Below are 24013 nucleotides of genomic sequence, written 5' to 3'. Positions count from 1 at the left end.
CTTTGTTACAGAGCATTCGTTTTTCGTAAAATGCTGAAGTTGGTTTCCATTTGAACTTGACAAAGTCTGGTTGACCGAAGATGAGCTTTCGTTCGTTTTCGCCACAGAAGAACTGCTGTGGTTTGAGAATACAGAGGAACTGCTATTGTTTTGGAATTCTGAAGAGCTACTTGCGATAGAATTTGCAGAGTTTGGATTTTCTACCCCTTGGATTGAAGATGACGATTCCGCGATTGGAGCAATAGGAGAGGATGATTCATCAGGGGAGCACGCCATAAAAGCAAGGGTGGTTACAGCGGTGATGGGTAAAAAATTTTTAATCATAAAATAAATCCTTCTTATTTTCGTCAACTGGACTGAATTTGTTACAAAAATACAATTTTTTCTGTAAAATTAACCAAAGAATTTGTTGAATAATGAGCGTTGTTTAAGTATATTTTCCGACAAAACTAAAGAAGAAGAAATTATAATGAAAAAATTTTTTGCACTCTCTCTACCAATTATAGCTCTTCTCACCGCCTGTGACCCCGCTGACTCCAACCCTAATGATGTGGCTTTTGATCAAGGAACTCTCCAGCACGAGCGCCATTTTGAAAATAAGATCGGTAACGCCAAATGCGAAGTCTATGCCACGGACCACAGCGTTTCTGTAAATCTCAAAGTCACTGTATTTACAGATAATTCCTACGTAAACGAGCTAATTGAAGCTGATTACGACAATCCTACTTTTTACAGCGATAAAATAGACTATTCAGGAATATTTAAATCCACATCACAGTTCTGTGATAAAATGAAAGATGCCGCTGCAAAAATGGATGATGGTCATTATAAATGTTCTGATGGCAGTGCACAAGTTACGGCTACTTTGGGGGAACAGGATCCATCCCAAACATCGCTTGCTGTATCAAAAAAGATTACAGATATGAAACAGTACTGCGACGATTCTTATGATCATTTTTCAAGCACGCTAGATAAGTTGGCCGAGGGAACCGGGCTCACAGATGATAAAAAGCCCAATAAAGCAGAAAAAGCCCAGCTTTGCGAATCCATGAAAGTCGGGACCAGCGTACAGACCCGAATCGTTTATTCCGATAAAACTCTTACAGAAATTGTTTCTGTTCAGGATGGAATTTATTCCTTCTTTGAAATCTATGAAAAGATTGACGAAGCCACCTTTGCGCAAATTTGCGAAAATTATAAAAAACAAAGTTCCATCAAGAATTTGGTCTGCTCTGATTATATCATCCAATACGATTCCCCTAATCAATCTTCAGTTAGCTTAGATAGCTATGTGGAGATTATGCAGGATGTGGCATGTCCGGCATTGCTCGATGGCACCATGACATATGAAGACTTGATTTTTGCGAAATAAAAAGAAGCGGGCAAAAGCCCGTTTTTCTTTTTTCAAAGTTTAGTTTACATAATCCGAATTATCGGCAATACAAATTTAGAAAGGGGAGTCACGCTTGTTTCACATTAAAACAATTTTTGACGTTTTTTGTTGGCATGGTATTTGCTATCTTTGTGTCGAAATTGTAAAACAGATGTCCGTACGGACAATTTTTAAAGGAATATTGATATATCATGGCTGAAGAAAAGAATCCGGAACAGAATGTTGAACCGAATGATGCTGAACGTGCTCAATTTGAACAGGATGTGCTGAAAGCCGCCCAGGACGCAATGAATCTCGAAGCCGAAGCCAATGCTTCGGCAGGCTCAGCAACCGACAATGCCAACGCCGAAAAGCCCGCTGACGTAGAAGGTCAAAATGCAGAAGCACCAAAGGCCGAAGAAAAAGCCGCCGAACAGCCCGCAGCACCTTCCGCCGAAGAAGTTTTGAAACAGCAGCTTGCCGACGCTAACGACCGTTTTGTGCGTTTGATGGCCGAATTCGAAAACTTCCGCCGCCGTAATGCCAAGGAACAGCTCGAACTCATCGAAACCGCGAACGGCAAGCTTCTCGAAAAGCTCTCTGAAGTCCAGGACAATTTCGAACGTGCTTTCGCCAGCGAAAACAAAGCCAAGGATCTCGAAGCCTTCGAAAAAGGCATGCAGATGATTTACAACCAGTTCGCCAAGGTTCTCACGGACGCAGGACTTGAACAGATTGACCCGACCGGCAAGGAATTCGACCCAAACCTCCACGAAGCTCTGATGCAGCAGCCCTCCGAAACTATCCCGGAAGGTCATGTTGTTACCGTATTCCAGAAGGGTTACAAGCTCAAGAACAAAATCTTGAAGACCGCAAAAGTCATCGTATCCTCCGGGAAATAACCCCCATATCCCCCGCCTTTATGCCCGCCACTCCCCCGTGAGCGGGCTTTTCTTATCTCCCCTCTTTTGATAATTTGACAATAGAGATTTACGCAAGCGATTAACCGCAAACATTTTCAGATATATCTTTGTTATTGGGTGTAGGAATTAACAAGGAATGGAGATCAAGATGTTTGGTAAAAACCTAATCGTTTCTTCCGTATTGGCCTTGGCTTGTACGGGTTTCGCTCAGAAAATTGTAATCACGACGAACTATACGGCGGACCCGGCGCCCTATGTCCATGGGGATACGGTTTACCTGTACACGACCCACGACGAGGACAATGCCGACGGGTTCATGATGTACGACTGGCTGTTGCACACATCCACGGATATGGTCAACTGGACCAGTCACGGTGCCGTGGCAAGCCTAGGAGACATCAAGTGGAGCACAAAGACTAACGGGGCCTGGGCGGAACAGGTCATCGAGCGCGACGGCAAGTGGTTCATGTACGTCCCCATTCACGGCAATGGCATTTCCGTCTTGGTGGCGGACAGCCCTTATGGCCCTTTCAAGGAACCTTTGAACAAGGCGCTGGTCTGGCAGCGCGAGCACTGGAACGATATCGACCCTACCGTCTGGATTGACGACGACGGACAGGCCTACATGTACTGGGGCAACCCCGATTTGTACATGATCAAGTTGAATAAGGACATGATTAGTACTCAGGGGTCCATCGTCACCTACCCCAAAATCAAGGATTACCAAGAAGGCCCCTGGGTCTATAAGCACGGCGACCATTACTACATGACTTTCGCATCCACCTGCTGTGCCGAAGGTATCGGGTATGCCATGAGCGACAAGATTACTGGCCCCTGGACCTACAAGGGCGACATTATGCCGCATTCTTCGCGCAGTAACGGAAACCACCCGGGTATCATCGATTTCAAGGGGAAATCCTACGTTTTCGGCCTAAATTACGAACTTTGGCGTTACAAGTCCGAGAAAATGGGCCAGAAATACCAACACAAGGAGCGTCGTTCTGTCGGCCTTTCCGAAATGAAGTACAACGCCGACGGCACTATTCAAAAGATTGACTATTGGCCGGATAATGGCGTGGCCCAGCTGGAAGATTTCGACCCGTACAAGCGCGTGGAAGCGGAAACCATGTCGTGGGGCGAAGACGTGAGGGTCCGTAAGAGCGGTACTGCCGGCAATACGGTCATCACCAATCTTTCCGAAGGAAAATACACCAAGATTAGCGGCGTGGAATTCGGCGACGCGGGCGCGGAAAGCTTCTCGGCATCCGTTCTGAGCGTCAAGAAGGCCTCGAGCATCACCGTCCGCTTGGACAAGGTGGACGGCGAAATCATCGGCAAGGCGGAATTCTCCGCAGACGGTCTTGTGACAGTTCCGCTTACAGGCGCTGTCGGCAAGCACGACGTGTTCTTCGTGTTCGCAGGCGATTTCGAAGCAGACTACTGGGAATTCGAGGACAGCAAAACCGCCATTCCGCAGAGCCCCTTCTGCAAGGCTAAACTCACCGACCCCGAAGCTAAATGCGACGTTCCGGTTATAGGCGCAAGCGTCGAAGGCCCCGCCAACTTCATTGACTTTGAGAACTACGACTTGGGCGGTGCAGGCAAGGCTTATTACGACATGGACACCAAGAATCAGGGCGAAGAATACCGCGAAGACCGCGTGGACATCGTGAAAAACGGCGACGGCTTTGCAGTGGGCTACACGCAGAAAGGCGAATGGCTGGAATACACCGTGAACGTCGAAACTAGCGGAACCCTCCCCTTCGAACTTTCTTACGCAACAGGCATGGAAAGCGCAAGCGTACGATTCTTTATGGACAATGAACCCATCACCGATACACTATCGCTTTCTGGAACCGATGACTTCGATACATACGCTACGTACAAAGGCAAAACAACCAAGGAACTCACCAAAGGCGAACACGTGCTCAAAGTCCTAATAACAAGCGACTACGTAAACCTCGACTGGATTGCCTTCGGTAAAATTGATGGCGATATTATGGATAAGCGCAATGGCACCACAGGCATTTTGCCGAAATTTGCTTCGGATGCTGTAAACGCTTTCGCAAAAAACGCAGGTGTTTACAAAGTCTTTGACTTGATGGGCAATATGGTTGGTAAAGTCCGCTTTAACGCAGGAGCTTCGTTGACAGAAATCAAGACTGGTCTCAAGACGGCCGGCTTTGGGCGCGGAGTCTACGTCGTCCGGAATCCTGCTGGAAAGACCCTGAAATTGCAAGTCGGGGAATAAGCCCTACCTCCCCCACATTTAAAGTCCCCGACCTCACTCACGAGGCCGGGGATTTTTAGTGTCAAAGTTTAATGCAATTTCTGTGGCAAATTATTTTCCATAACACCCAAGGATTCTATCTGGGATATGGTTTCTGAAATCAACTCTGAAGAAAAACCGAATTTCGGCCTATTCAAAACATTGCGATACTCATTCAGAATTTCATCATTGTATACAGGAACAACAAATCCATTGAAAACAGCCTGCAATACGACTCCAGAAACAGAGTTCCATTTCAGCAAAGCGGAAACAATGACATTCGTGTCAATGACCGCATAAAACTTCATCGGCCGCTCCTGGCAGCATCAATTTCGGCATTGATTTCGTCTAGAGTCATATCGGCGGCCCCAGCTCTTTCTGCCTCGGCAGAAAGCAGGCGCATTACCATCGACATACGGCTCGCAACTGGACTTGCATTGTAGAAAACGCGCCTGTCGGCGGCATAGGCGGGAGCCTTTGTGGATGAAACCTCGAAGGGAATCCTCTTCTCGCGCACAACGGCACGAGCGAAGACATTTATCGCCGTGGTCATTGACATGCCAAACTCTTCACAAAGCTTATCAAAGTCTTTTTTCAGGTTGTCATCCATTCTGATGCTAAAGGTGGTTTGCGACATAAAAGTAACCTCTTTTCTATAAATATATATAAAAACACACCGAAATACAACCTAAATAATGAGCTCAAAGGATCCTCCCTCGTGGAGGATTTTCAATCAATTTATCTTAATTTTTTACTTGTAATTTTACTTAAAATTATATATTATTAAAATGGAGGTTGTTTATGCCCTGCATTTTACCAGTGTCTGATTTACGAAATTACAATGAAGTTCTTCAGAATGTATCTGAAGAGTCTCCAGTATTCCTAACCAAAAATGGTCGGGGTTGCTATGTTGTCATTGACATTAAGGAGTACGAACGGATGGTTGCAGCTTTGAAACTCCAGAAGGCTCTTGCCGAGGGTGAACGATCTGCCGAACAGGGTGGCTGGCTTTCCGCTGCGGATGTGCGAAAGAAATACGAGGTGTAGATGCCCGTCATCATTTTTTCGCCAAAGGCCTCCGAGGATTTGGATTCAATCAAAGCGTATATAGAATCTGAATTGGGCGGTCCTCAAGCGGCAAATGAAAAGGTTCTTGAAATCCTTGACGCCATCGACAACCTTGCCATTTTTCCTGAAATAGGTCCATCCTTAAAAGGCAAAGTAGATTCGTTGAGTCGATATCGATGTTTATCAGTATCGAACTATATTGTTTTTTATCGAATTGAACTTGACAAGGTGCTTATTGTCCGCATTTTGAATAGTCGAATGAACTACTTGAACATTTTGGAATTGTAGCATCCTCCCCCGCGGAGGATTTTTTATACTTTCATCAGTTCACGACCGATTCGCTGAAATTCTTCATCAATCTTTTTACGACGGGCTGCAGAAGGTTTCTTTGTTCCGTTCACATAGGCGGCAAATAAAGGTTGCGGAATTCCAAGTCTTCGGGCAAATGCAGCCGCATTAAGTTCAGGAAAAAGCCAGACTATCAATTAGATTTTGTTTTTGTGCAGTCGGTTGTTTGCAAAATTTTTCACGATAAAGCACACCTCTTGCAAATGAGATGGTACGAACACCTTTTTTTATACATTTATTCACAATGATTACGTTTCGGTTTTTGAATGAATAATTTCAGATTACCTCTACTAGCTATGGTATTTTCCCTTTTGTCGGGATGTAGCATAATCGCAAGGCCTCCATCTGCAGCGGCGTTTATGGGGTCATTCCGAGACAGCTTTTCAACCAATACTCTTACACTAGCTCATTACAGCGGAGATTTGGTTCACGAAACAAAGGAAAATGATAGAGAATCTTCTCGACATAAATTTGATGTTTTAGAAGCAGATGAATGGCCTGCTGATATTTCTTTTTTTCATTTTTTTAATTGGTCCTATTTTTCCCTTGGTTTTGGATTACAAAGTTTAACTTTGATGTTACAACCAGGGTTTGTTTCCGAACATTTTGGAGTGATGAGTTGGGGCTCTCTTGGTCTTATGGGTGGAATTTCGACAATTGAGCAAATGCATTGGGGAGATGATTGGAGATTGGGGTTTACGCAGCACGTTTCTGTAAATGGACGTGAATTTTATTTGAAAGACAGTTACTGTGGTGATGGTGGCATTTTTGTTCCTCCTGGAGCTTGTTCTGGAGATCCTGAACCAATTCGATATACTGAATTTGGTGCCGGAGCATATATTTCGTATGGTCGTTTTTCTTTTGAATTTCGCTATGGACGTGATATCAGTGAAAGCAGAAACCGATACACTTTTTCTATAGATTGGTCGTTTTATGAAAAAGGCTCTTCCCCAGACTACAGTTTACCACCTTCGGTTTACTAAATAAAAAGTAGCCCCTCCTATCTATTTAATACATCACCGAAACCTTCCTCCCAACTGTAGGTAGATACGAGAAATTATGGTTTTCCTACGCTTCGCTTCGAGGAAGACAGGTCGTCTGGATGACGCTGTAGGGCGTTCTTTTTTGAAACAGCCCTTTTTTTACCCGTTTTTAGCTCAAAAAATGTTTCAGAACGAAACAAAAAGGGCGTTTTTCGGGGTTGGCACGGCTTTTGCTAATGTATCGGCGTAAAAAACTCCCCACTCAAACAAAAACACTGGGGATCAAGAATTTAAAATAGGAGATTAAAATCATGGGTAAGATTATTGGTATTGACTTGGGTACGACAAACAGCTGCGTTGCCGTGATGGAAGGTGGCAAGCCGGTCGTCATCGCCAATGCAGAAGGTTTCCGCACTACGCCGTCTATTGTCGCTTTTGGCAAGAACGGTGAACGTCTTGTGGGCCACGTTGCAAAGCGCCAGGCAATCACGAACCCGGAAAAGACGATTTATTCTATCAAGCGTTTCATGGGCCGTACGGCTGGCGAATGCTCTGCTGCCGAAAAGAACATGCCGTACAAGCTCGTCGGCACGGGTTCTGATCCGGTCCGCGTTCAGATTGACGACAAGCAGTTTGCTCCTCCTGAGATTTCCGCTGCTGTTCTTCAGACCATGAAGAAGATTGCCGAAGATTACCTCGGCCAGACGGTTTCCCAGGCTGTGATTACGGTCCCGGCTTACTTTAACGACTCTCAACGTCAGGCTACAAAGGACGCTGGTAAGATTGCTGGCCTCGAAGTTCTCCGTATCGTGAACGAACCGACGGCTGCTGCTCTTGCTTACGGTCTTGACTCCAAGAAGAGCGAAAAGGTCGCCGTGTATGACCTCGGTGGCGGTACGTTCGATATCTCCATCCTGGAAATCGACGACGGCATGTTCAGCGTGAAGGCCACCAACGGCGATACGATGCTCGGCGGTGACAACTTCGACGAAGTCATCATCGACTGGATCAACGACGAATTCAAGAAGGACAATCCGGGCATCGACCTGAAGAAGGACAAGATGGCCCTGCAGCGTTTGAAGGATGCTGCAGAAAAGGCAAAGATCGACCTTTCTGCTACGACTTCTACGAACATCAACCTTCCGTTCATCACTGCTGACGCTTCTGGTCCGAAACACCTCGACCTCACCCTCAGCCGTGCAAAGTTTGACCAGCTCACCGCTCACCTCGTGGAACGTTCTATGGAACCGTGCCGCAAGGCTATCAAGGACTCCGGTCTTTCTTTGAGCGAAATTGACGAAGTGATTCTCGTCGGTGGTTCTACCCGTATCCCGGCCGTTCAGGAAGCCGTGAAGAAGTTCTTCGGCAAGGAACCGAACAAGACTGTGAACCCGGACGAAGTTGTGGCTATCGGCGCTGCCGTTCAGGGCGCTGTGCTTTCTGGCGACTCCGCTGTGAAGGACGTGCTCCTCCTCGACGTGACCCCGCTTTCTCTCGGTATCGAAACTCTCGGTGGCGTGATGACCAAGCTCATCGATCGTAACACCACGATTCCGACCAAGAAGAGCCAGGTGTTCTCCACTGCCGAAGACAACCAGCCGGCTGTGACGATTCACGTGCTCCAGGGCGAACGCGAATTTGCTCGCGACAACCGTACGCTCGGCAAGTTCGACTTGACCGACCTCCCGAAGAAGCCGCGTGGCGTGCCGCAGATTGAAGTGACCTTCGACATCGACGCAAACGGCATTGTGCATGTGTCTGCTAAGGACAAGGAAACCGGTAAGGAACAGTCCATCAAGATTACTTCTTCTAGCGGTTTGTCTGAAGACGAAATCAACAAGATGGTTAAGGATGCCGAAGCTAACGCTGCCAAGGACAAGGAACAGCGCGAACTCGTGGACATCAAGAACCAGGCCGAACAGATGGCTTACCAGGCTGAAGGTCAGCTCAAGGAATTTGGCGACAAGCTCCCGGCCGACACCAAGAGCCAGCTCCAGGCTGCTATCGACGACATCAAGGCCAAGAAGGACAACGGCACTAAGGAAGAAATCAAGGCCGCTATGGACAAGCTCCAGGGCATGATCAGCTCCATGGCTCAGGCTGCTGGTGCAAACCAGGCTCAGCCGGGTCCGCAGCCGGGTGCTTCTGAACAGCCGAAGAATGACAAGAAGGGTGATGGTCCGGAAGTCGTCGACGCTGAAGTGGTTGACTAATTTCAACCTTCAAAAAACAAATAGGATTCGCCTCTCAAAAGGGGGCAATCCTTTTGTTGTAAAATAACGATTTTTGATTTTTTATATGATGAGTTTGCCCGGAGGGCAAAATGGCTGAAAAACGAGATTATTACGAAGTTTTGGGCGTCGGCAAGGACGCAAGTGCTGATGAAATCAAGCACGCTTATAAGAAGCTTGCTATCAAGTACCATCCGGACAAGAACCCGGGCGACAAGGAAGCTGAAGAAAAGTTCAAGGAAGCTGCCGAAGCTTACGACGTACTCTCTAATCCTGAAAAGCGCAAGAACTACGACCAGTTTGGTTTTAATGCTCCTGGTGGCGGTTTTGGCGGTGGTGGATTCGGTGGTGCCGGATTCGACATCAACGATATCTTCAGCCAGTTTGGCGATATCTTTGGTGGTGGCTTTGGTTTCGGTGGCGGTGGCCGCAGAAGTTCTCGCAAGGCAGGTCCTCCGCGTGGTAATGACTTGCAGATCAAGGTGGCTCTTAGCTACAAGGAAATTTTCGAAGGCTGCACCAAGAAGGTTCGCTTAAAACGCTATACGCCGTGTACGGAATGTAACGGCAAGGGCGGTACGAACGTCAAAACATGCGATACCTGCCATGGCACGGGTCGTGTGCGTCGCGTTTCCGGCGGATTCTTCCAGATGGTTTCCGAAAGCGCCTGCCCCACTTGCGGCGGCATGGGCGAAGTGATTGCCAATCCGTGCTCTCATTGCCACGGCGAAGGTCGTGTGCAAGAAAGCGAAGAAATTTCCATCAAGATTCCGGCAGGCGTGAGCGAAGGCCAGTACCTGAACCTCCGTGGCGAAGGTAACTGCGGTCCGCGCGGTGGCGCTTGCGGCGACTTGCTTGTGGTGATTGCCGAAAAGCCGGACGATTTCTTCAGCCGTGAAGGCGACGACTTGCATTGCGAAGTCAAGGTTCCGGTCCACAAGCTGGTTCTTGGCGGTACGCAGCGCATCCCGACCATCAGCGGTGATGAAATCCAGATCAAGATTGCCGCTGGCACTCAGGCTGGTAGCGTTCTCCGTCTGCGCGATCAGGGCCTTTATCCGCTCAAGAAACAGGGCGATCGCGGAAGCCTCTACGTGCAAATTGGCGTGGACATTCCGAAGGAAATTTCTCGCGAAGAGAAGGAGCTTTACCAGAAGCTCGCTGAACTCCGCAAGGACAAGGAAACTGCCCAGGAAGAATCGTTCCTTGAAAAGATGAAGAACCTGTTCAAGTAAGGGCTTGTCATCCTGAGCGAAGTCGAAGGATCCAGTAATCTCTCGAACGTTCAAAAAGCGTTCGGGATTTTTTTATAGTAACAGATTTAGGCTCCTTAGGTGTTTAATAAGTAAAAGCTTAGAAAGCACATGCAAAATACGTCATTGCGAGCGTCGCAGAAACGCGGCAATCTCGAATAGCTTTTATGAATTTATTAAGGAGTCCGAAATTGAAGTATGTTATCTTGAACGCAAGCCCTCGCCCGAATAGCAATATCAGCCAAATGCTTGGGATAGTCCGCAATGAATTGTTAGCTTGTGGCGACAAAGTCCTTTACGTTGATGTTTGCAAATTGCAATTCCGCCCATGCATCGGCTGCATGAAATGCCGTAGCACACATGATTGTGTTATGCCCGATGATGACGCCAAGCAAGTTTTGCATCTCGTGCAAGATTGTGATGCGCTAATTGTGGGTTCGCCGTGCTATTGGGGCAATATGACGGGACAACTCAAAATGCTTTTTGACCGCTGGGTTTATGGCATGATGGACCATAGCGAAAGCGGCTATCCCATTCCGCTTCTCAAAGGCAAAAAGGCTGTCATTATCACCACCTGCTCTACCCCATGGCCGTTCAACATTTTATTCAAGCAATCTGCAGGTACTGTACGTGCGCTCAAGGAAGTTCTTTGCTGGAGCGGGTTCAAGATTGCTGGTGTTCTGCAAAAAGGCGGTACCCTCAAGAACAAAGAACTCTCCTCACGCGAAATCGCCAAATGTCGTAGTTTCGCGAACAAGCTCCATCACAAGTATTCATAAAGTTCAACATAAAAAGCAAATCCTCGCATTCGCGAGGATCTCTATAATTTATTTGAATTTCTTCTGATAAACGGTCTTTCCAGCGCTCTTAATTCGCACAACATAATGCGTTTTTGCCAAGTGCGCGACTGGCACAACAGCAGAACCTTCAATGGAGCGACGCATCAGGAGTACGCCTTGCAATTCGTGAATCGTGAGCTGTAGCGGCGCATTCCCAGGCTGCGAGGACTTCCCGGACTGCGCGACATTCCACGCCGCATTCCCAGCGTTCACTAGCAGGTCTCCCCCGCTTCTCGTGACCGAGATTTTCCCAGCACCTTGCGCGACTCTCGGTGAAATACCGACACTACCAGGATCCGGCTTTTCCGGTTCTACATACGGATGTTCCGGATCATCGACAATGACCTTGATATCGACCGTACTTTCGCAGCCATACGGATTCACGTACGTTCCCGTGTAAATGCCGCTGCTCTGCCATTGCATATTCTTGAAACGCACTTCACGGCCCAAGTAATAGAAGTCATTCGGGCCTTTCCAAGTCCAGCGGCCGCCATCGTACGGATGCGGGCCAATCACAAGCGAATCGCCGGGATTCACCTTGACTTCCGTCGTTTCGTTCCAGCCGCCATCGTGAATCTTGGCGTACGGAATGATTGAGCTAGCTTCGCATACACCACCGGTTGCATTTTCAATGACCATCGTAACGATGGATTGGGCACCCGCTGTGACCGTAATTGCATTGTTCGTAACGTCAATATCAGAATCGGCTTTGAGCGCTGCCGGGAGCGTAAAGCGGTGGATTTTGGCCTTCTTGCCAATCGTTGCGAACTTGCTCAAGTCAAACGTGTATTTTGCATCGCTAGAGCCTGTATTCAGCACCACTAGCACAAGCGAGCTATCTTCACGGATGGCGGCAAGCGTGTTGCTGTTGTCGCTATCGATAAAACGAGAACCCGGTCGAATAGCACGGCTAAACGCAGCATGCATATAGAATCGCGGCGCATAAGAGAATGTCTGCTTTTTATGGTCAACAGCAATGGTGCGCCAGTTCTCGGCAGGGTCTGAAAGTTGCCAATCGACCCAAGCGCTAGCATGCATATCGCGAAGGTCATGCAAAATCACATCCGCCATCCAAAGCGTAATATCGAGACTTCCACTGCGGTGGAGCGGCCCTGATTCGGATTGCCAAACGCGCTTGTCTGCGGCAAACGCTGCATTGTAAAGCTTTGCTCGGGAATCGTAGCCAGAATAGCTATGCGTATTCACTTGAAACATGTAAGAACGTGCTTCGGCACTATAGCTATTGAAACGAGCCAAAGCATCGCCAATGTTTGATTCATCGGCTGCACTCACAGAAGTTGCAGGGAATAGCCCCTTCGCTTTGAGCGCCTTGCCGAGTTCCACAATCATTTCAGATTGCTTATTCTTGAAGCCGCAGCCTTCCTGGTCACCGTTAGCTTTCCACCAACCTGCACTTGGCTCGTTGAACGGCTCAATCGTGCGGAATGTGATACCCCATTCTTCCTTGAAGTGCTTAGCGACTTCGGAGAGGTAATCAGCGAAATCGTCAAAATAATCGGACTTGAGATTGTCGGCGCCATTGACTCCTCCCGAAACGCAACCGCTGTTTGTCATCCACCATGGTGGGGAATTCGAAAAAGCTTCGAAAATCGGATCTTTCGCCATTTTTGCAAGAGCGAATGCAATGTTGCGCTGGTTCGGGTCCGCTGTCCAGTCGTAATCGCCTTTTTCGGTCGGCTTGTAGCCGGGAACCGCGGCTCCCCCATCGCCCTTGGTCAAATGGTTATGACCGGGTTGGTCGCCACCACCAATGTTATAGCGGAAAATATTATAGCCAAGACCCGTGTCCGGGTCAGCCACAGCGCCCAAAAGCTTCGTGTAGTTCGCCTTGTCCCAGCCGCCGGCGAGTTCTGCCCACCAGCAAAGACTTGTACCCCAGCCTTCAAAAAGCTGGTATTTTTTGCCCGGGTCCACGACGACCTTCGTCTGGGCGTAAGCAGCGCTGCAAGCGAGAGCCGCAGCCGTAACAAAAATCAATTTACTCTTCAATTTCTCAACCCCATGTCTCGGCACATTTCAAAATGCGCAGTTCATTACTCTATAAAAATCCATTTTTTTACGGAAAAGCGGACACCCCAACACAAAAATTTATTGACTATTTGTCATTTCCCGGCGTCATCGATAAAAAAGAACCCGCTTCGCAAGGAGGCGGGCTCTCGATATTCTTTTCTGTGGATTTCGCAGTCGCTATTTAGTCTTTTTTGGACTTGTGACCATAACCGTAACCATAGCCATAGTAACCGTATTTGCCATAATAGCCATAGCCGTAACCATGTCTGTGTTCGCAATGGTTCATCACAAAAGCCTTCGGCTTATCGCAATAGCGTTCCAAGGTCTGCATAGATTCCTTGATCATTTCCATGGAATGGCGACCGTAATGCAACACAACGAGTGCAAAATCGATCAACGGGCAAATCATGTAAGCATCCGTCACCATGTTGGTCGGCGGGGTATCAATAATAATGGCATCGTAATTCGGACGAAGTTCTTCAAGCAACTTCTTAAGCATGTCGCCACGTAAAAGCTCAAATGCAGCCATTTTGAACTTGCCAGATTCCAAAATATCAAGATTCGGGAGGTTTGGACTTGTGATTTTAGCGTTTTCAAAAGCAACCTTTCCCATGAGGACATCAGCAAGACCAATCTTCGTAAAGCGGCAAGAAGCTTTTCTCATGTCAGCGTCAATATACAAGGTTTTCTTCCCAACCATAGCAAAAGTAGCAGCAAGGTTCGTCGAGACAAAGCTCTTACCGACACCCGGCATAATACCCGTCACCATAATCACCTGATGTTCCTTATTCGAACTGAACGAGAAATCAATAGCCGTAAGGATAGAGCGGATTGCTTCGCTAACAGGATCGGAAGGATCAGATTGAACGTGTGTTTTTCTGGTCTTTATAAACTTGTGGTTCAATTTAGAATCAGGACTTTCAGGAACCCTAGCGAGCACGCTTGTATTCGTTTCACGTTCAATTTCGGTAACGCTACGAACACCATTACGCATCATGCGCAGGAGGAATACCAAGAGAACGCCAAGCATAAGCGATGCAGCCACAGAGCAGATGATGATGTTCATCTTTTTCGGCTTGCTCGGAACACCGTTAATCTGGGCAAAGTCAACAATGCGGACGTTACCCACTTCACCAGCACGCACAACGCGCAACTGCTGGATGTTGTTCAACATGGTCGTGTAAATTTCGTTATTGACAGCCACATCTTCTTTCAAGCGAGCCACTTCCTGTTGCGTCAAAGGCATCTTTTCAGCAGTCTTCTTCAGCTTAGCAAGTTCTGCCCTCAAGCGATTCTGCTGGCGCACAAGCGTCTGAACACTCGGATGTTCTTCCTTGAACAAGCGCATAGCTGCCTGACGCTGCTGTTCCAATTCCAAGAGCTGTCTCTGGATTTCACTTTCCTTATTCAAGTGGGCGTGCGTTTCACCGGTCATATCCACAGAACCTATGCTGTAACGGTAATCCGCCAAAATCTTTTCGACACTGTCGAGTTTAGCCTTCACACCAGGGAGTTGCTTTTCCAAGAATTCAAGAGTCTTGGCGGCTTCGGCACTGCGCATTTCAACATTCTGGCGCAAATACGTCTTTGCCACAGAATTCAAGATAGAAGCAGCCCTATCCGGATAGCGATGGTTGTAGCTAGCTTCGATGATACCGCTCTTCTTGCCTTTTTCTGCAACCTTAAGCCCATTCTTCAAAGCAGCGATGGCACTCAACATGCCCGATTGAGAAAGGATAAATTCCTGACCCGGTTTTGCAAGCATTTTAGAAACGTGAATATTGAGAGTGTCACCAGCGTAAGCGGCCTTGTACATCTCACCGACTTTACCTTCCAAAATGACCTGTTCTTCAGGAGAAATGACTTCGTAAGTATTTTCATCAACAGCTCTAGCCATCCACTTTTCGGCACGAGCAAGTTCGGGGATATAGAGGGAATCCAAGTCCATGCGTCCCTCTTTGTGCGTAAAGCGATCGACAGCGCCAACTGGGGTTGCATTAAAGCAAAGGCGTTCTGCTTCGACAACATAGCTTAACACCATGCGGCTCTTGATAAGCTCAATTTCAGCATCAGCAGGGCTTGCCACATCAAGGATGGCACCCATTTCACCCATAGCCTTTGTTGCATTACCACTCTTTGCATCAATCTGCAACAAAATATCGCTAGTGTACTGCGGACGCAGCCAGTTCGCTATAGTATAACCGATAAGACCACCGGCTATAATAAACATTAGTAAGGTAAACTTTTTTTCTAAAAGGATTTGTAACGCTTCTAGCAATGTAATCGTATTAGCATCTTGCTGAACCTGGATCGACGCAGGAGCAATAACTTTTTGTTCTTCTTTTTCAGGCATATGTATTCCCAAGACTTCAATAGGAGTATCTAAAACTCCCCAGTTTGTTTACCTTATTTAAAATTAAGTTTTTTTACCATTATTGTCATCTAAAAAAGCCTAACGCACTAACCAGACAATCAGTTAGTGCATTAGGCGTTAATTTTTTAGATAGAGTTTGTCACGTTTTATTTTGCAAACGGAACGAGTTCAACACGACGGTTCTGAGCTCTGCCAGTAGCATTGCTGTTGTCTGCAATCGGCTTTGCACTGCCGTAACCAGCAGCACGGAGACGATCCTTGGCAACACCCACCTTCACGAGGTAGTTAACCACAGCAGCGGCACGATTTTCAGAGAGCTTCAAGTTCTTCTTTTCAGAACCCTTGTTGTCGGTATGACCCTGAACTTCGAGGTTTGCTTCAGGAATCTTGAGCATGAGATCTGCAATATCATCGAGAGTGCCATAGCTGCTCTTGGTAAGCTTTGCAGAACCGGTCTTGAAGTTGATACCCTTCTTGAGCTGATCAAGGTCTTCCTTCTTGTTGATCGGGCAACCCTTTTCGTCCACGCGAACACCCGGGAGAGTATTCGGGCACTTGTCAATAACGTCAGCAACGCCATCCTTATCGTAGTCCGGCAAGCAACCAAGAGAGTCTACAGCATAGCCAACCGGAGTATTCGGGCACTTGTCCTTAGAGTCGGTAATGCCATCTCTGTCGGTATCGAGCAAGCAACCGTTAGAACCGACTTCCACACCCTTCTGAGTGTTCGGGCACTTGTCGAGGTAGTCAGGAACGCCATCCTTGTCAAAGTCCATCGGGCAACCAGCAGCGTTTACAGGAACGCCAGCCGGAGTGTTCGGGCACTGATCGAGATTGTCTGCAACGCCGTCCTTATCGAAGTCAAGCATGCAACCAAGAGAGTCCACAGTAATACCAGCAACAGTATTCGGGCATCTGTCATTGAGATCCGGAATGCCGTCCTTGTCGGTATCGATGCGAGCGAGAGAATCATTGTAAGCCTTTTCCAAAGCGATTCTGCGAAGATCTTCAACCTGGCAGCCATATTCATTGACCTGAGCACCCATCGGAGTGTGTGCGCACTGGTCAACATCATCCATAATGCCGTCACCATCGGAATCCTTCGGTGCGCTCTTAGCATCAAATGCGAAGCTCAAGACTGCGGCACCAGCAAAGAACGGAGTACCGGCATAACCGTAAGAAGCCTTTACGCCACGTTCGCCTTCATAATAGACGATATGGTCCTTGCCTCTCTTGACATCGTACTTGTGGTCAAAGCCCTGCGTGAAGATACGAGTTGCGACTTCGAGACCCACGCCGAATTCGATGTTATACGGGAGGTGGAAGCGGAAACCCGGAGTGATGAGCATCGGGTCCACCATCGGATCCATGTCATAACGGCCCTTGTCCTGCAAACGCATTTCTGCAGAGAATTCCAAGTACGGAGTCATCCAAGAAGTGACATTCCAGTTCACACCTGTGCTATACACAAGCGTCTGGGTTTCAGCATAGCTAGCCGGAGCAACATAGCTTGCAGCCAAGTTCCAAGTAAGCGGAGCGCCAAGCTTGTTGAAATCGAAGGAGAATGCAAAACCTGCAGCAAAAGCCCAGTTATTTGCAGTGAACGGATGCGTGTAAGCCTTGCTATTCAGGTACCAAGCGTGACGAGGGCGCACACCGGCACTCTGTTCACCCGTCGGAACATAAAGGTCGAGCAAAAGGGCGGTCTTGAAGAAACCGTCTTCTGTAGAAATAAACGGAAGACCGATCTTGGTAAAGAGATCCAAGTCACCGCGGCTAGTCGTCCACATGTTACCCTGACCACTCGGCCCCTTAGAGTTTGCATGGTCGTAATAAAGCGGGAGAGACAAACCGATGTCCACGATGTCCAAAATACCAACGCTAGCAAAGAAATTGCCAGAAAGCGATGCATCAGCATCGTTGAACGAATATCTTTTGCCGTTAGCTTCGTAGACACCACCACGAGAGAGTCCCCAAGAGCCAAACGTAATGTTGCCTCCTGTACCGAAGTTAACTTTCCACTGTCCGAGAGTATTTGCATTTATTTGATGCAAACCATCGGTGCCCCCCATGATCCCAGCCTGGGAAAAGGCTAGAGTCGCTGAGAAAAGAGCTAGCGAGATGACCTTTTTCATATTTTGATCCTTCTTGGTTTTTGTTTGTTTGGTTGTTAAGCTTTTTGTGCTGCGGGTTCAGAATTCTTCAGAATCGTGCTGTTGAACTTTTCTGGAGTCGTGAACGTCGGGACAATTTCATGCAGTGCGCTAATGGCAATTTCATCATTGTTCTCTGAAGCGGCACTCTTGAGTTTCCAAAGTTCATTGATGAACTTGGAAGTGTCAATATCAATTTGCTTACCGATGAAGATGAGCTTGTTCTTTGTCTTCTTCAAGCCTTCTTCGTTCATCAAAAGTTCTTCCTTGATCTTTTCACCCGGACGGAGTCCCGTGAACTTGATAGGCACATCCTTGTACGGCACCTTGCCATACATACGGATCAAGTTTTCGGCAAGCGTTACAATCTTAACCGGCATACCCATATCGAGCACAAAGATTTCGCCGCCATGAGCAATACTTGCGGCCTCGAGCACAAGGCTCACCGCTTCCGGTATAGTCATGAAGTAGCGGATGATTTCCGGGTGAGTCACTGTTACAGGCTTACCCTGTTCAATTTGGCGCTTGAACAGCGGAATCACACTACCGTTACTGCCAAGGACATTACCAAAACGGGTTACCACGAATTCTGTGTTACTGTCCTTCTGCATAGACATAAAACGAACAATCATTTCGCAGCAGCGCTTGGAAGCACCCATGACATTTGTCGGGTTCACCGCCTTATCGGTACTGATCATCACAAACTTTTTGACATTATTGAACATGGCAAGTGTAGCCACGTTGAATGTTCCAATAACGTTGTTCTTAATTGCTTCCATCGGATTGTTTTCCATAAGCGGCACATGCTTATGAGCTGCGGCATGGAAAATCACTTCTGGATTGTAAGTCTTGAAAATTTGGTTCATGCGGAAATAGTCACGAACACTAGCGATGAGCGTTACAAGGTTCAAAGACTTTCCGTATTCCATCACAAGTTCTTGCTGGATGTCGTAAGCGTTGTTTTCGTAAATATCGACAATGATAATTTGTTTGGGATTATACTTTGCAATTTGACGAACAAGTTCACTACCGATACTACCACCACCGCCGGTCACCATACAAACTTTATTTTCGATGTAAGCACGGATGTCCTTGTTATCAAACTTGATCGGGTCACGACCAAGCAAGTCTTCGACCTTGATATCGCGAATCTGCGTTGCAAAGCTGGTCGAACCGTCTCCGACATTGGAGGTATCCAAAATCGTACCCACAAACGGAATGACCTTTACCGGAAGTCCGGTCTTACCGCACAAATCCATAATAGCTTGACGATCTTTCGGCGGGCAGCTCGGGATAGCAAAAAGGATCTGTTCAATCTGCTCTTGCTTTGCGATTTTTGGAATGTCGCTTGTCGAACCAGCAACAAGAACATCTTCGTACGTTTTACCGATTTTTTGACGATCATCGTCAATAAGGCAAATAGGATTAATCTTTGAAGCGTTTGATGTGGCGACGCCGTTTTGAGCATCCTTTACACTGTTCTTGATTTCGTTGAGCAAAAGTCTAGCAGCATTACCAGCACCGATAATCATGGTACGCTTTCTGATGGCTTCTTGATGTCCCGTATTGACCAAGGAAATGAAAGTTTTACGGAACATGTAGCGGAAAAGGCAAACGCCAAAGCTAGCGATAAGCGCTTGTGTCAAAGCGAACTGCCAATGCAGGTTACCGTTAATCAGATAGAAGAAAATGTGTGTTACCAAGAGACCGACAAACACGCCCTTAATGCAAGTGTAAAAATCATAACGGTTAAGATAACGCCAAAGCTTATTGTAGGCACCAAAGAAAAGCAAGCTGCTAAAGCACAAGATGACACTTAAAAAGAACAACGCCAATAAGTCAGCACGATCGATTGCGTTAGCGTACAGCGGCAAAGGAATGTTAGCGAACAATCCTGCAACAACAACAATAAAAGCGTCTGCAATCGCTAAAACGCGCTTGCGAATTCTAAAGTTCGAGAACAATCCCATCAGTTTGGACATGGCCAAAATACCTTTTTGTTAAAAACCTTTAACTTTAATCGGTTTCTTATGTTACAAAATAGTTATAAAAGGCTACCAGTGCAAGGTAGCACGTAGAAAAACAGCGCGAATATCTCCAAAAACTAGCTCCAGCTCATAAGAAATATGTTGTCCACTATAGTTCACAGAGGGCGCAATGGTATATTGGAGGGGTGCTCCATCCACAAATTTCTTGCGTTGAGTCTTATAAGGGTCGCTGATATCGCTACCATAATCCACCCCTTTCCAGAGCCACTTGTTGTGGAGACCAAAGAAAAAGCTCGAAGACGCATTCCAGAAAAGGCGGCTATAAAGCGTCCAATCCAAAGCCAAAGAGTTCGGTCCATTGGGGTTTCCGAGCGGGAGTCCAAGATGCGCCATTTGAGCCTGGGCGGTGTCGTAATGGCAGTACGTAAAAGGTTCAACTCGGGCAATTTCGGCAATTGTTCCTAATTGCAAAAACTTTCCTTTTACTTCCATATCACGAGCGACCTGAACACCTAGCATGGCAGCCCAACGGTTGTTGCTATAGCGGTTCTGGTAAACGGCATAAGGCGATTCCATATCGTCCAAGAAAAATTCACCATAAATACGCGCCAACTTGAACAGCTGGATGTTCATGTCGATGGCAAGAGCACCGTTATTGACGCGTTCGGAATAGTTCCCTTTTTCGATAAACAAGGGGGCTATCGGGACAAACAACCAAGGCTTATTCTCATTGTAGAGAATCTGGATTTCAGAAATGCCCAACGTGAAATTTTTGAGAGCGAGCTCGTAACGATGAGCGTAAAGATTACGGTCGTTCAAGTTGTCTTTGCTGTAGCTCCAGGACGTTACACGAAGATCCGCATACACGCTGTAGATGCGCAACGGACCAAAAGTAAGGTCTAACGAAAGCATATTGTACGGAAGCGCAAACTGGTTAAGCGAAAGATTGTTGTAGTATCCAGGACCCCAGTGCAAGACATCACGAGCGAGCTGAAGCCTTGCCCATGCATAATTCAAAGCCAAGTGAGCGCGGTAGCGGGAAAAACTCACATAGTCAATACCACCATCACCGCGGTCCTTGCTCTGCACATCGAAAACTTCGTGGTCATAGCTCTTAGGTTTCTTGGCAGCATGCCCTTCGGAATAGATTCTTGCATCGAGGTCAAAGTCCAAGGAATCCGCAAAACCGCGAATGAAAAGCCCACCATCTACCGCCGGCCAAATTGTATCTCCAAGCGCAGAAGAGGACTTGTAGTCGATTCCGAGAATCGGGCTTACAGCAATGGCGAACCTGTGCGAAGAATTGCTATCGCTTTCAAAGAAAGCCATCGCATTTTTATGATTCTTATAAAAATCTTTTTGGAACGTCGTATCGCGACGCGGATACGTGAAAAAATGATTTCCTTCGCCAACCGTCTGACGATGGTATTCAAAAAGCATCGGCGCGTAATCAAGCCCGCGCAAGTTGCGAGTGCGTTCGGCACCAACAACTGTAGAAAATCCGGTTTCAGCAAAAGAGGCGACAACCAGAACAAGAGCTGCAAGAATTGATTTCATTCTCCCCTCCACTTAAAAATTATTCTTCCGCGTCTTTATCAATGACTTCGGCTGCTGAATCTCCGCGAAGAGCGACCAGTCGTACACCATCAAGAGTCAAATACGGATCGTAAGTATCAATTATTTTGGTATGCCCAACGACTGTGCGACCCCAGCCACCCGTTGCAAAAACAGGGACATCCTTCTTGCCCATTTCTTGCTTAATCTTGGCGACTAGCGTTTCGAGTTCAGCCATGAAACCGAACAGGAGACCCGCGCGGATAGCGTCGTCAGTATTGTTTGCGATGAGGCGCTTGGGCCATTCAATACTTACCGGCAAAAGGCGAGCCGCTTTTTCAGTGAGCACATCGAGACTAGCGCTGATGCCCGGGATGATAATACCACCAGCAAAGCCCCCATCCTTCATCACATCAAACGTTGTTGCCGTACCCATGTCAATGACGATGGCATCGGTGTATCCTCGTTCTTTAAGAGCGATGATATTGCAGAGACGGTCGGCACCCAGCGTACTTGGGTTCGGGTATGCAATCGGGCAGTTCAAACAGTTCGTCGAACTAACCACCTGTACCGGGCGCTTGAGAAGCGTCTGCAGAGCCTTGACCCACGGGCGCTCCAAAGACGGCACCACAGTCGAAAGCCCCACATGCGTCACCGCTTCTAACTTGATTTTTGAAAGATGAATGAGACCGCCCACGCGATTCATCACCTCGTCCGAGGTCGTTTGCTTGCGAGTCGTAAGTCTCCAGTGATCTACAACTTTGTCGCCCTTATATATTCCAAGGACCGTGTGAGAGTTGCCTACATCAACAACAAACGACAAAGTATTCTTTAAATTCTTTTTCATTGCAAAAAAGATAGTAATAATCAATTAGTTATTGGTTAATGGTTATTGGTCATTGGTTTTTATAATCGCAGCATAGCTGCCAAATTAAAAACTAATAACTAAAGACTAATGACTATTGACTAGTTTAAAAAAAGCCTGTTTCAATTCCCGTGTCGCTTTTTCAGGATCCGCCGATTTCATAATGGCAGAAACGGCACAAATTCCTGAAATGCCAGAACCCTTGAGCACATCGATATTATCCTTGTTGAGCCCGCCAATGGCATTCACTTTTATTGGCACAGCATTCACAATGGCTTTGAGAGTATCAACACTTGTGAGGATTGTGACAACTTTAGTAGTCGTCGGGTAAATAGCCCCCACACCAAGATAGTCCGCACCCTGTTCATAAGCTTCTAAAGCCTGAGGAACGGTCTTGGTCGTCGCCCCAATTATTTTATCTGCACCCATCAATTGACGAGCAATTTTTACCGGCATATCCGTCTGTCCAACATGCACACCTTCGGCGCCGATGGCGAGCGCCACATCAACGCGGTCATCAATAATCAACGGAATGTTGTAACGCTTCGTTACTTCATGAGTTGCAGCAGCAAGCTCCATGTATTCACGTGTCGAGCGGTTCTTTTCGCGAAGCTGGATAAGCGTAGCCCCGCCTTTACAAGCGGCTTCTACAGTAGGTAAAAAACGTTCAGCTGGCACACTCGTGCTATCGGTAATGAAATAGAGCGTTGTATCAAGATTTTTCATGTTTTTAAAGGTAGAAAAAAATAATCCATTTTGGAATAAAACAGCTTAAAGCTTGAAATCTGTGCAATTTCTCACGCTTATTACTTTTTTATCACGAAAATGCGTTACATTCCAATTTACTTATCTATTTTTATAAAAAAAACAAGGACGATAAGTCCTACATACATATGGAGCGATATTATGAAACCGATGAATTCAAAGAGGGGTATTACCCTCATGGAGCTTATGGTGGTTATCGCAATTATGGGTATCCTATCCACCGTAGCTGTGCCGAAACTTTTTGGTTTTGAGGAAAAGGCTCGTGAAAAAATCGACCTGTTGAAACTTTATGACCTCAGAAACGCTCTAAACTTAGCGCTTATTGAGGATAATGCGGCAATGGAAGTTTACGATCCTGTCACAGGCAAAGATATTCCTCCCGTAACTAGAGAGGAAATGTCGAAAAGACTTAACGACGGTCTATCGTCTAAATTTGGAGCAGCCCTATTCGTAATAGAACTGCATCAAAAAACTTCTATGAATGTTCAAGGAAGCCATCCCAAATTAGCCAACAATAATCTCAACATCTGCCAAATGGTTGGCGACGCAGGAACATTCTACAACGCCCTTAGAGACGCAAACTTTGATGGTGTGGCTGAAATTATAGCCGACAGAATTCCAAACAAAACATCATACGTCGACCATGGAGGAGACACCTACACCTCAAAACCATTTACAAATTCCAATGGTCAAACATTCTACAGAACTGCACCGATACGAAAGCTTTTCCAAAGCAAGGCTCTGAATGTCGGAAAAATAGATGATAACACTCGTTATTCACTTAATTTACGTTGGACAAATCCAGGTGATCCCTACTCCGTTGAAGTGTACATGCTACCAAATGGAAAGGACTGGGAAAGCGCATTCTTGTCTAAAAACGGAACATGTTTCTCGACATACGGACGAAAAGGCTGTAGAAATAGCAAAATAGAATAAATTGAGTATTTTCCTCCTCAACAAAACGCCCCGGATTTTTCCGAGGCGTTTTCTATTGCGA

The 24013-nt window shown here is 46.9% G+C and carries 21 protein-coding genes; 11 read left to right on the top strand and 10 right to left on the bottom strand.

Annotation, left to right across the window (positions count from 1 at the left end; translation table 11 throughout):
* Positions 1 to 70 precede the first annotated feature (70 nt).
* From B9Y77_RS02630 to B9Y77_RS02615, 4 genes are all read left to right on the top strand, one after another.
* Entirely contained in the window at positions 71 to 331 is a 261-nt protein-coding gene (locus B9Y77_RS02630; protein ID WP_085490360.1) for a hypothetical protein, read from the top strand.
* A 138-nt stretch (positions 332 to 469) separates the two neighbouring features.
* Positions 470 to 1372, top strand: coding sequence for a hypothetical protein (locus B9Y77_RS02625; RefSeq protein WP_085490359.1), 903 nt, complete (start codon positions 470 to 472; stop codon positions 1370 to 1372).
* A gap of 212 nt (positions 1373 to 1584) precedes the next feature.
* A complete protein-coding gene (gene grpE, locus B9Y77_RS02620) occupies positions 1585 to 2274 on the top strand; it encodes a nucleotide exchange factor GrpE (RefSeq protein WP_085490358.1) in 690 nt (229 codons plus the stop codon).
* 169 nt (positions 2275 to 2443) lie between these two features.
* Positions 2444 to 4546, top strand: coding sequence for a family 43 glycosylhydrolase (locus B9Y77_RS02615; protein WP_085490357.1), 2103 nt, complete (start codon positions 2444 to 2446; stop codon positions 4544 to 4546).
* Positions 4547 to 4614: 68 nt separating this feature from the next.
* Here B9Y77_RS02615 and B9Y77_RS02610 read toward each other — a convergent pair whose 3' ends face one another.
* Positions 4615 to 4872 (bottom strand): putative toxin-antitoxin system toxin component, PIN family, encoded by a 258-nt coding sequence (locus tag B9Y77_RS02610; RefSeq protein ID WP_254899896.1) that lies wholly within the window; start codon positions 4870 to 4872, stop codon positions 4615 to 4617.
* Positions 4869 to 5201, bottom strand: a complete 333-nt coding sequence (locus tag B9Y77_RS02605; protein ID WP_085490356.1) for a type II toxin-antitoxin system RelB/DinJ family antitoxin — start codon at positions 5199 to 5201, stop codon at positions 4869 to 4871. The genes B9Y77_RS02610 and B9Y77_RS02605 overlap by 4 nt, the downstream gene beginning before the upstream one ends.
* 164 nt (positions 5202 to 5365) lie before the next feature.
* Between B9Y77_RS02605 and B9Y77_RS02600 the strand changes: the two genes are divergently transcribed.
* Positions 5366 to 5611: a type II toxin-antitoxin system prevent-host-death family antitoxin gene (locus B9Y77_RS02600; protein WP_085490355.1), complete on the top strand. Its 246-nt coding sequence runs from the start codon at positions 5366 to 5368 to the stop codon at positions 5609 to 5611.
* Entirely contained in the window at positions 5612 to 5920 is a 309-nt protein-coding gene (locus B9Y77_RS02595) for a type II toxin-antitoxin system RelE/ParE family toxin (protein ID WP_085490354.1), read from the top strand. It begins immediately after the preceding gene.
* Positions 5921 to 5943: 23 nt separating this feature from the next.
* Here the strand turns inward: B9Y77_RS02595 and B9Y77_RS15860 are convergent, their stop codons facing one another.
* Entirely contained in the window at positions 5944 to 6117 is a 174-nt protein-coding gene (locus B9Y77_RS15860; protein WP_176221689.1) for a hypothetical protein, read from the bottom strand.
* Positions 6118 to 6402: 285 nt separating this feature from the next.
* On the opposite strand from B9Y77_RS15860, the gene B9Y77_RS15755 reads away from it, so the two are divergent.
* From B9Y77_RS15755 to B9Y77_RS02575, 4 genes are all read left to right on the top strand, one after another.
* The gene (locus tag B9Y77_RS15755; RefSeq protein ID WP_139829241.1) at positions 6403 to 6963 is read left to right on the top strand and encodes a hypothetical protein; all 561 of its coding nucleotides are present in this window, start codon (positions 6403 to 6405) and stop codon (positions 6961 to 6963) included.
* A 311-nt stretch (positions 6964 to 7274) separates the two neighbouring features.
* Positions 7275 to 9176 carry a molecular chaperone DnaK gene (dnaK, locus tag B9Y77_RS02585; RefSeq protein WP_085490353.1) on the top strand — a complete coding sequence of 634 codons (1902 nt, stop codon included), beginning with the start codon at positions 7275 to 7277 and terminating at the stop codon, positions 9174 to 9176.
* 110 nt (positions 9177 to 9286) lie between these two features.
* Entirely contained in the window at positions 9287 to 10429 is a 1143-nt protein-coding gene (gene dnaJ, locus B9Y77_RS02580) for a molecular chaperone DnaJ (RefSeq protein WP_085490352.1), read from the top strand.
* 209 nt (positions 10430 to 10638) lie between these two features.
* Positions 10639 to 11226 carry a flavodoxin family protein gene (locus B9Y77_RS02575; protein ID WP_085490351.1) on the top strand — a complete coding sequence of 196 codons (588 nt, stop codon included), beginning with the start codon at positions 10639 to 10641 and terminating at the stop codon, positions 11224 to 11226.
* A gap of 48 nt (positions 11227 to 11274) precedes the next feature.
* On the opposite strand, the gene B9Y77_RS02570 is transcribed toward B9Y77_RS02575, so the two are convergent.
* From B9Y77_RS02570 to thiE, 7 genes are all read right to left on the bottom strand, one after another.
* Positions 11275 to 13296, bottom strand: a complete 2022-nt coding sequence (locus tag B9Y77_RS02570) for a glycoside hydrolase (protein WP_085490350.1) — start codon at positions 13294 to 13296, stop codon at positions 11275 to 11277.
* A gap of 202 nt (positions 13297 to 13498) precedes the next feature.
* Complete coding sequence (locus B9Y77_RS02565; RefSeq protein ID WP_085490349.1) at positions 13499 to 15670, bottom strand: polysaccharide biosynthesis tyrosine autokinase; 2172 nt, start codon at positions 15668 to 15670, stop codon at positions 13499 to 13501.
* 167 nt (positions 15671 to 15837) lie between these two features.
* Positions 15838 to 17826, bottom strand: coding sequence for an OmpA family protein (locus B9Y77_RS02560; RefSeq protein WP_085490348.1), 1989 nt, complete (start codon positions 17824 to 17826; stop codon positions 15838 to 15840).
* Between the two features lie 35 nt (positions 17827 to 17861).
* Positions 17862 to 19826 (bottom strand): polysaccharide biosynthesis protein, encoded by a 1965-nt coding sequence (locus B9Y77_RS02555; protein ID WP_254899895.1) that lies wholly within the window; start codon positions 19824 to 19826, stop codon positions 17862 to 17864.
* Between the two features lie 72 nt (positions 19827 to 19898).
* Positions 19899 to 21389 (bottom strand): hypothetical protein, encoded by a 1491-nt coding sequence (locus tag B9Y77_RS02550; protein ID WP_085490347.1) that lies wholly within the window; start codon positions 21387 to 21389, stop codon positions 19899 to 19901.
* 19 nt (positions 21390 to 21408) lie between these two features.
* Positions 21409 to 22233, bottom strand: coding sequence for a type III pantothenate kinase (locus B9Y77_RS02545; protein WP_073424238.1), 825 nt, complete (start codon positions 22231 to 22233; stop codon positions 21409 to 21411).
* 105 nt (positions 22234 to 22338) lie between these two features.
* The gene (gene thiE / locus B9Y77_RS02540; protein ID WP_073424239.1) at positions 22339 to 22977 is read right to left on the bottom strand and encodes a thiamine phosphate synthase; all 639 of its coding nucleotides are present in this window, start codon (positions 22975 to 22977) and stop codon (positions 22339 to 22341) included.
* Between the two features lie 180 nt (positions 22978 to 23157).
* Here thiE and B9Y77_RS02535 point away from each other — a divergent pair, with 180 nt between their 5' ends.
* Positions 23158 to 23952, top strand: a complete 795-nt coding sequence (locus tag B9Y77_RS02535) for a type II secretion system protein (RefSeq protein ID WP_085490346.1) — start codon at positions 23158 to 23160, stop codon at positions 23950 to 23952.
* The last annotated feature ends 61 nt before the right edge of the window (positions 23953 to 24013 follow it).

The sequence above is a fragment of the Fibrobacter sp. UWB13 genome, from assembly GCF_900177805.1.
Classification (GTDB): domain Bacteria; phylum Fibrobacterota; class Fibrobacteria; order Fibrobacterales; family Fibrobacteraceae; genus Fibrobacter.
Note: the sequence above shows the minus strand (reverse complement) of the source record. Positions and strands in the feature narration are given on the sequence as shown.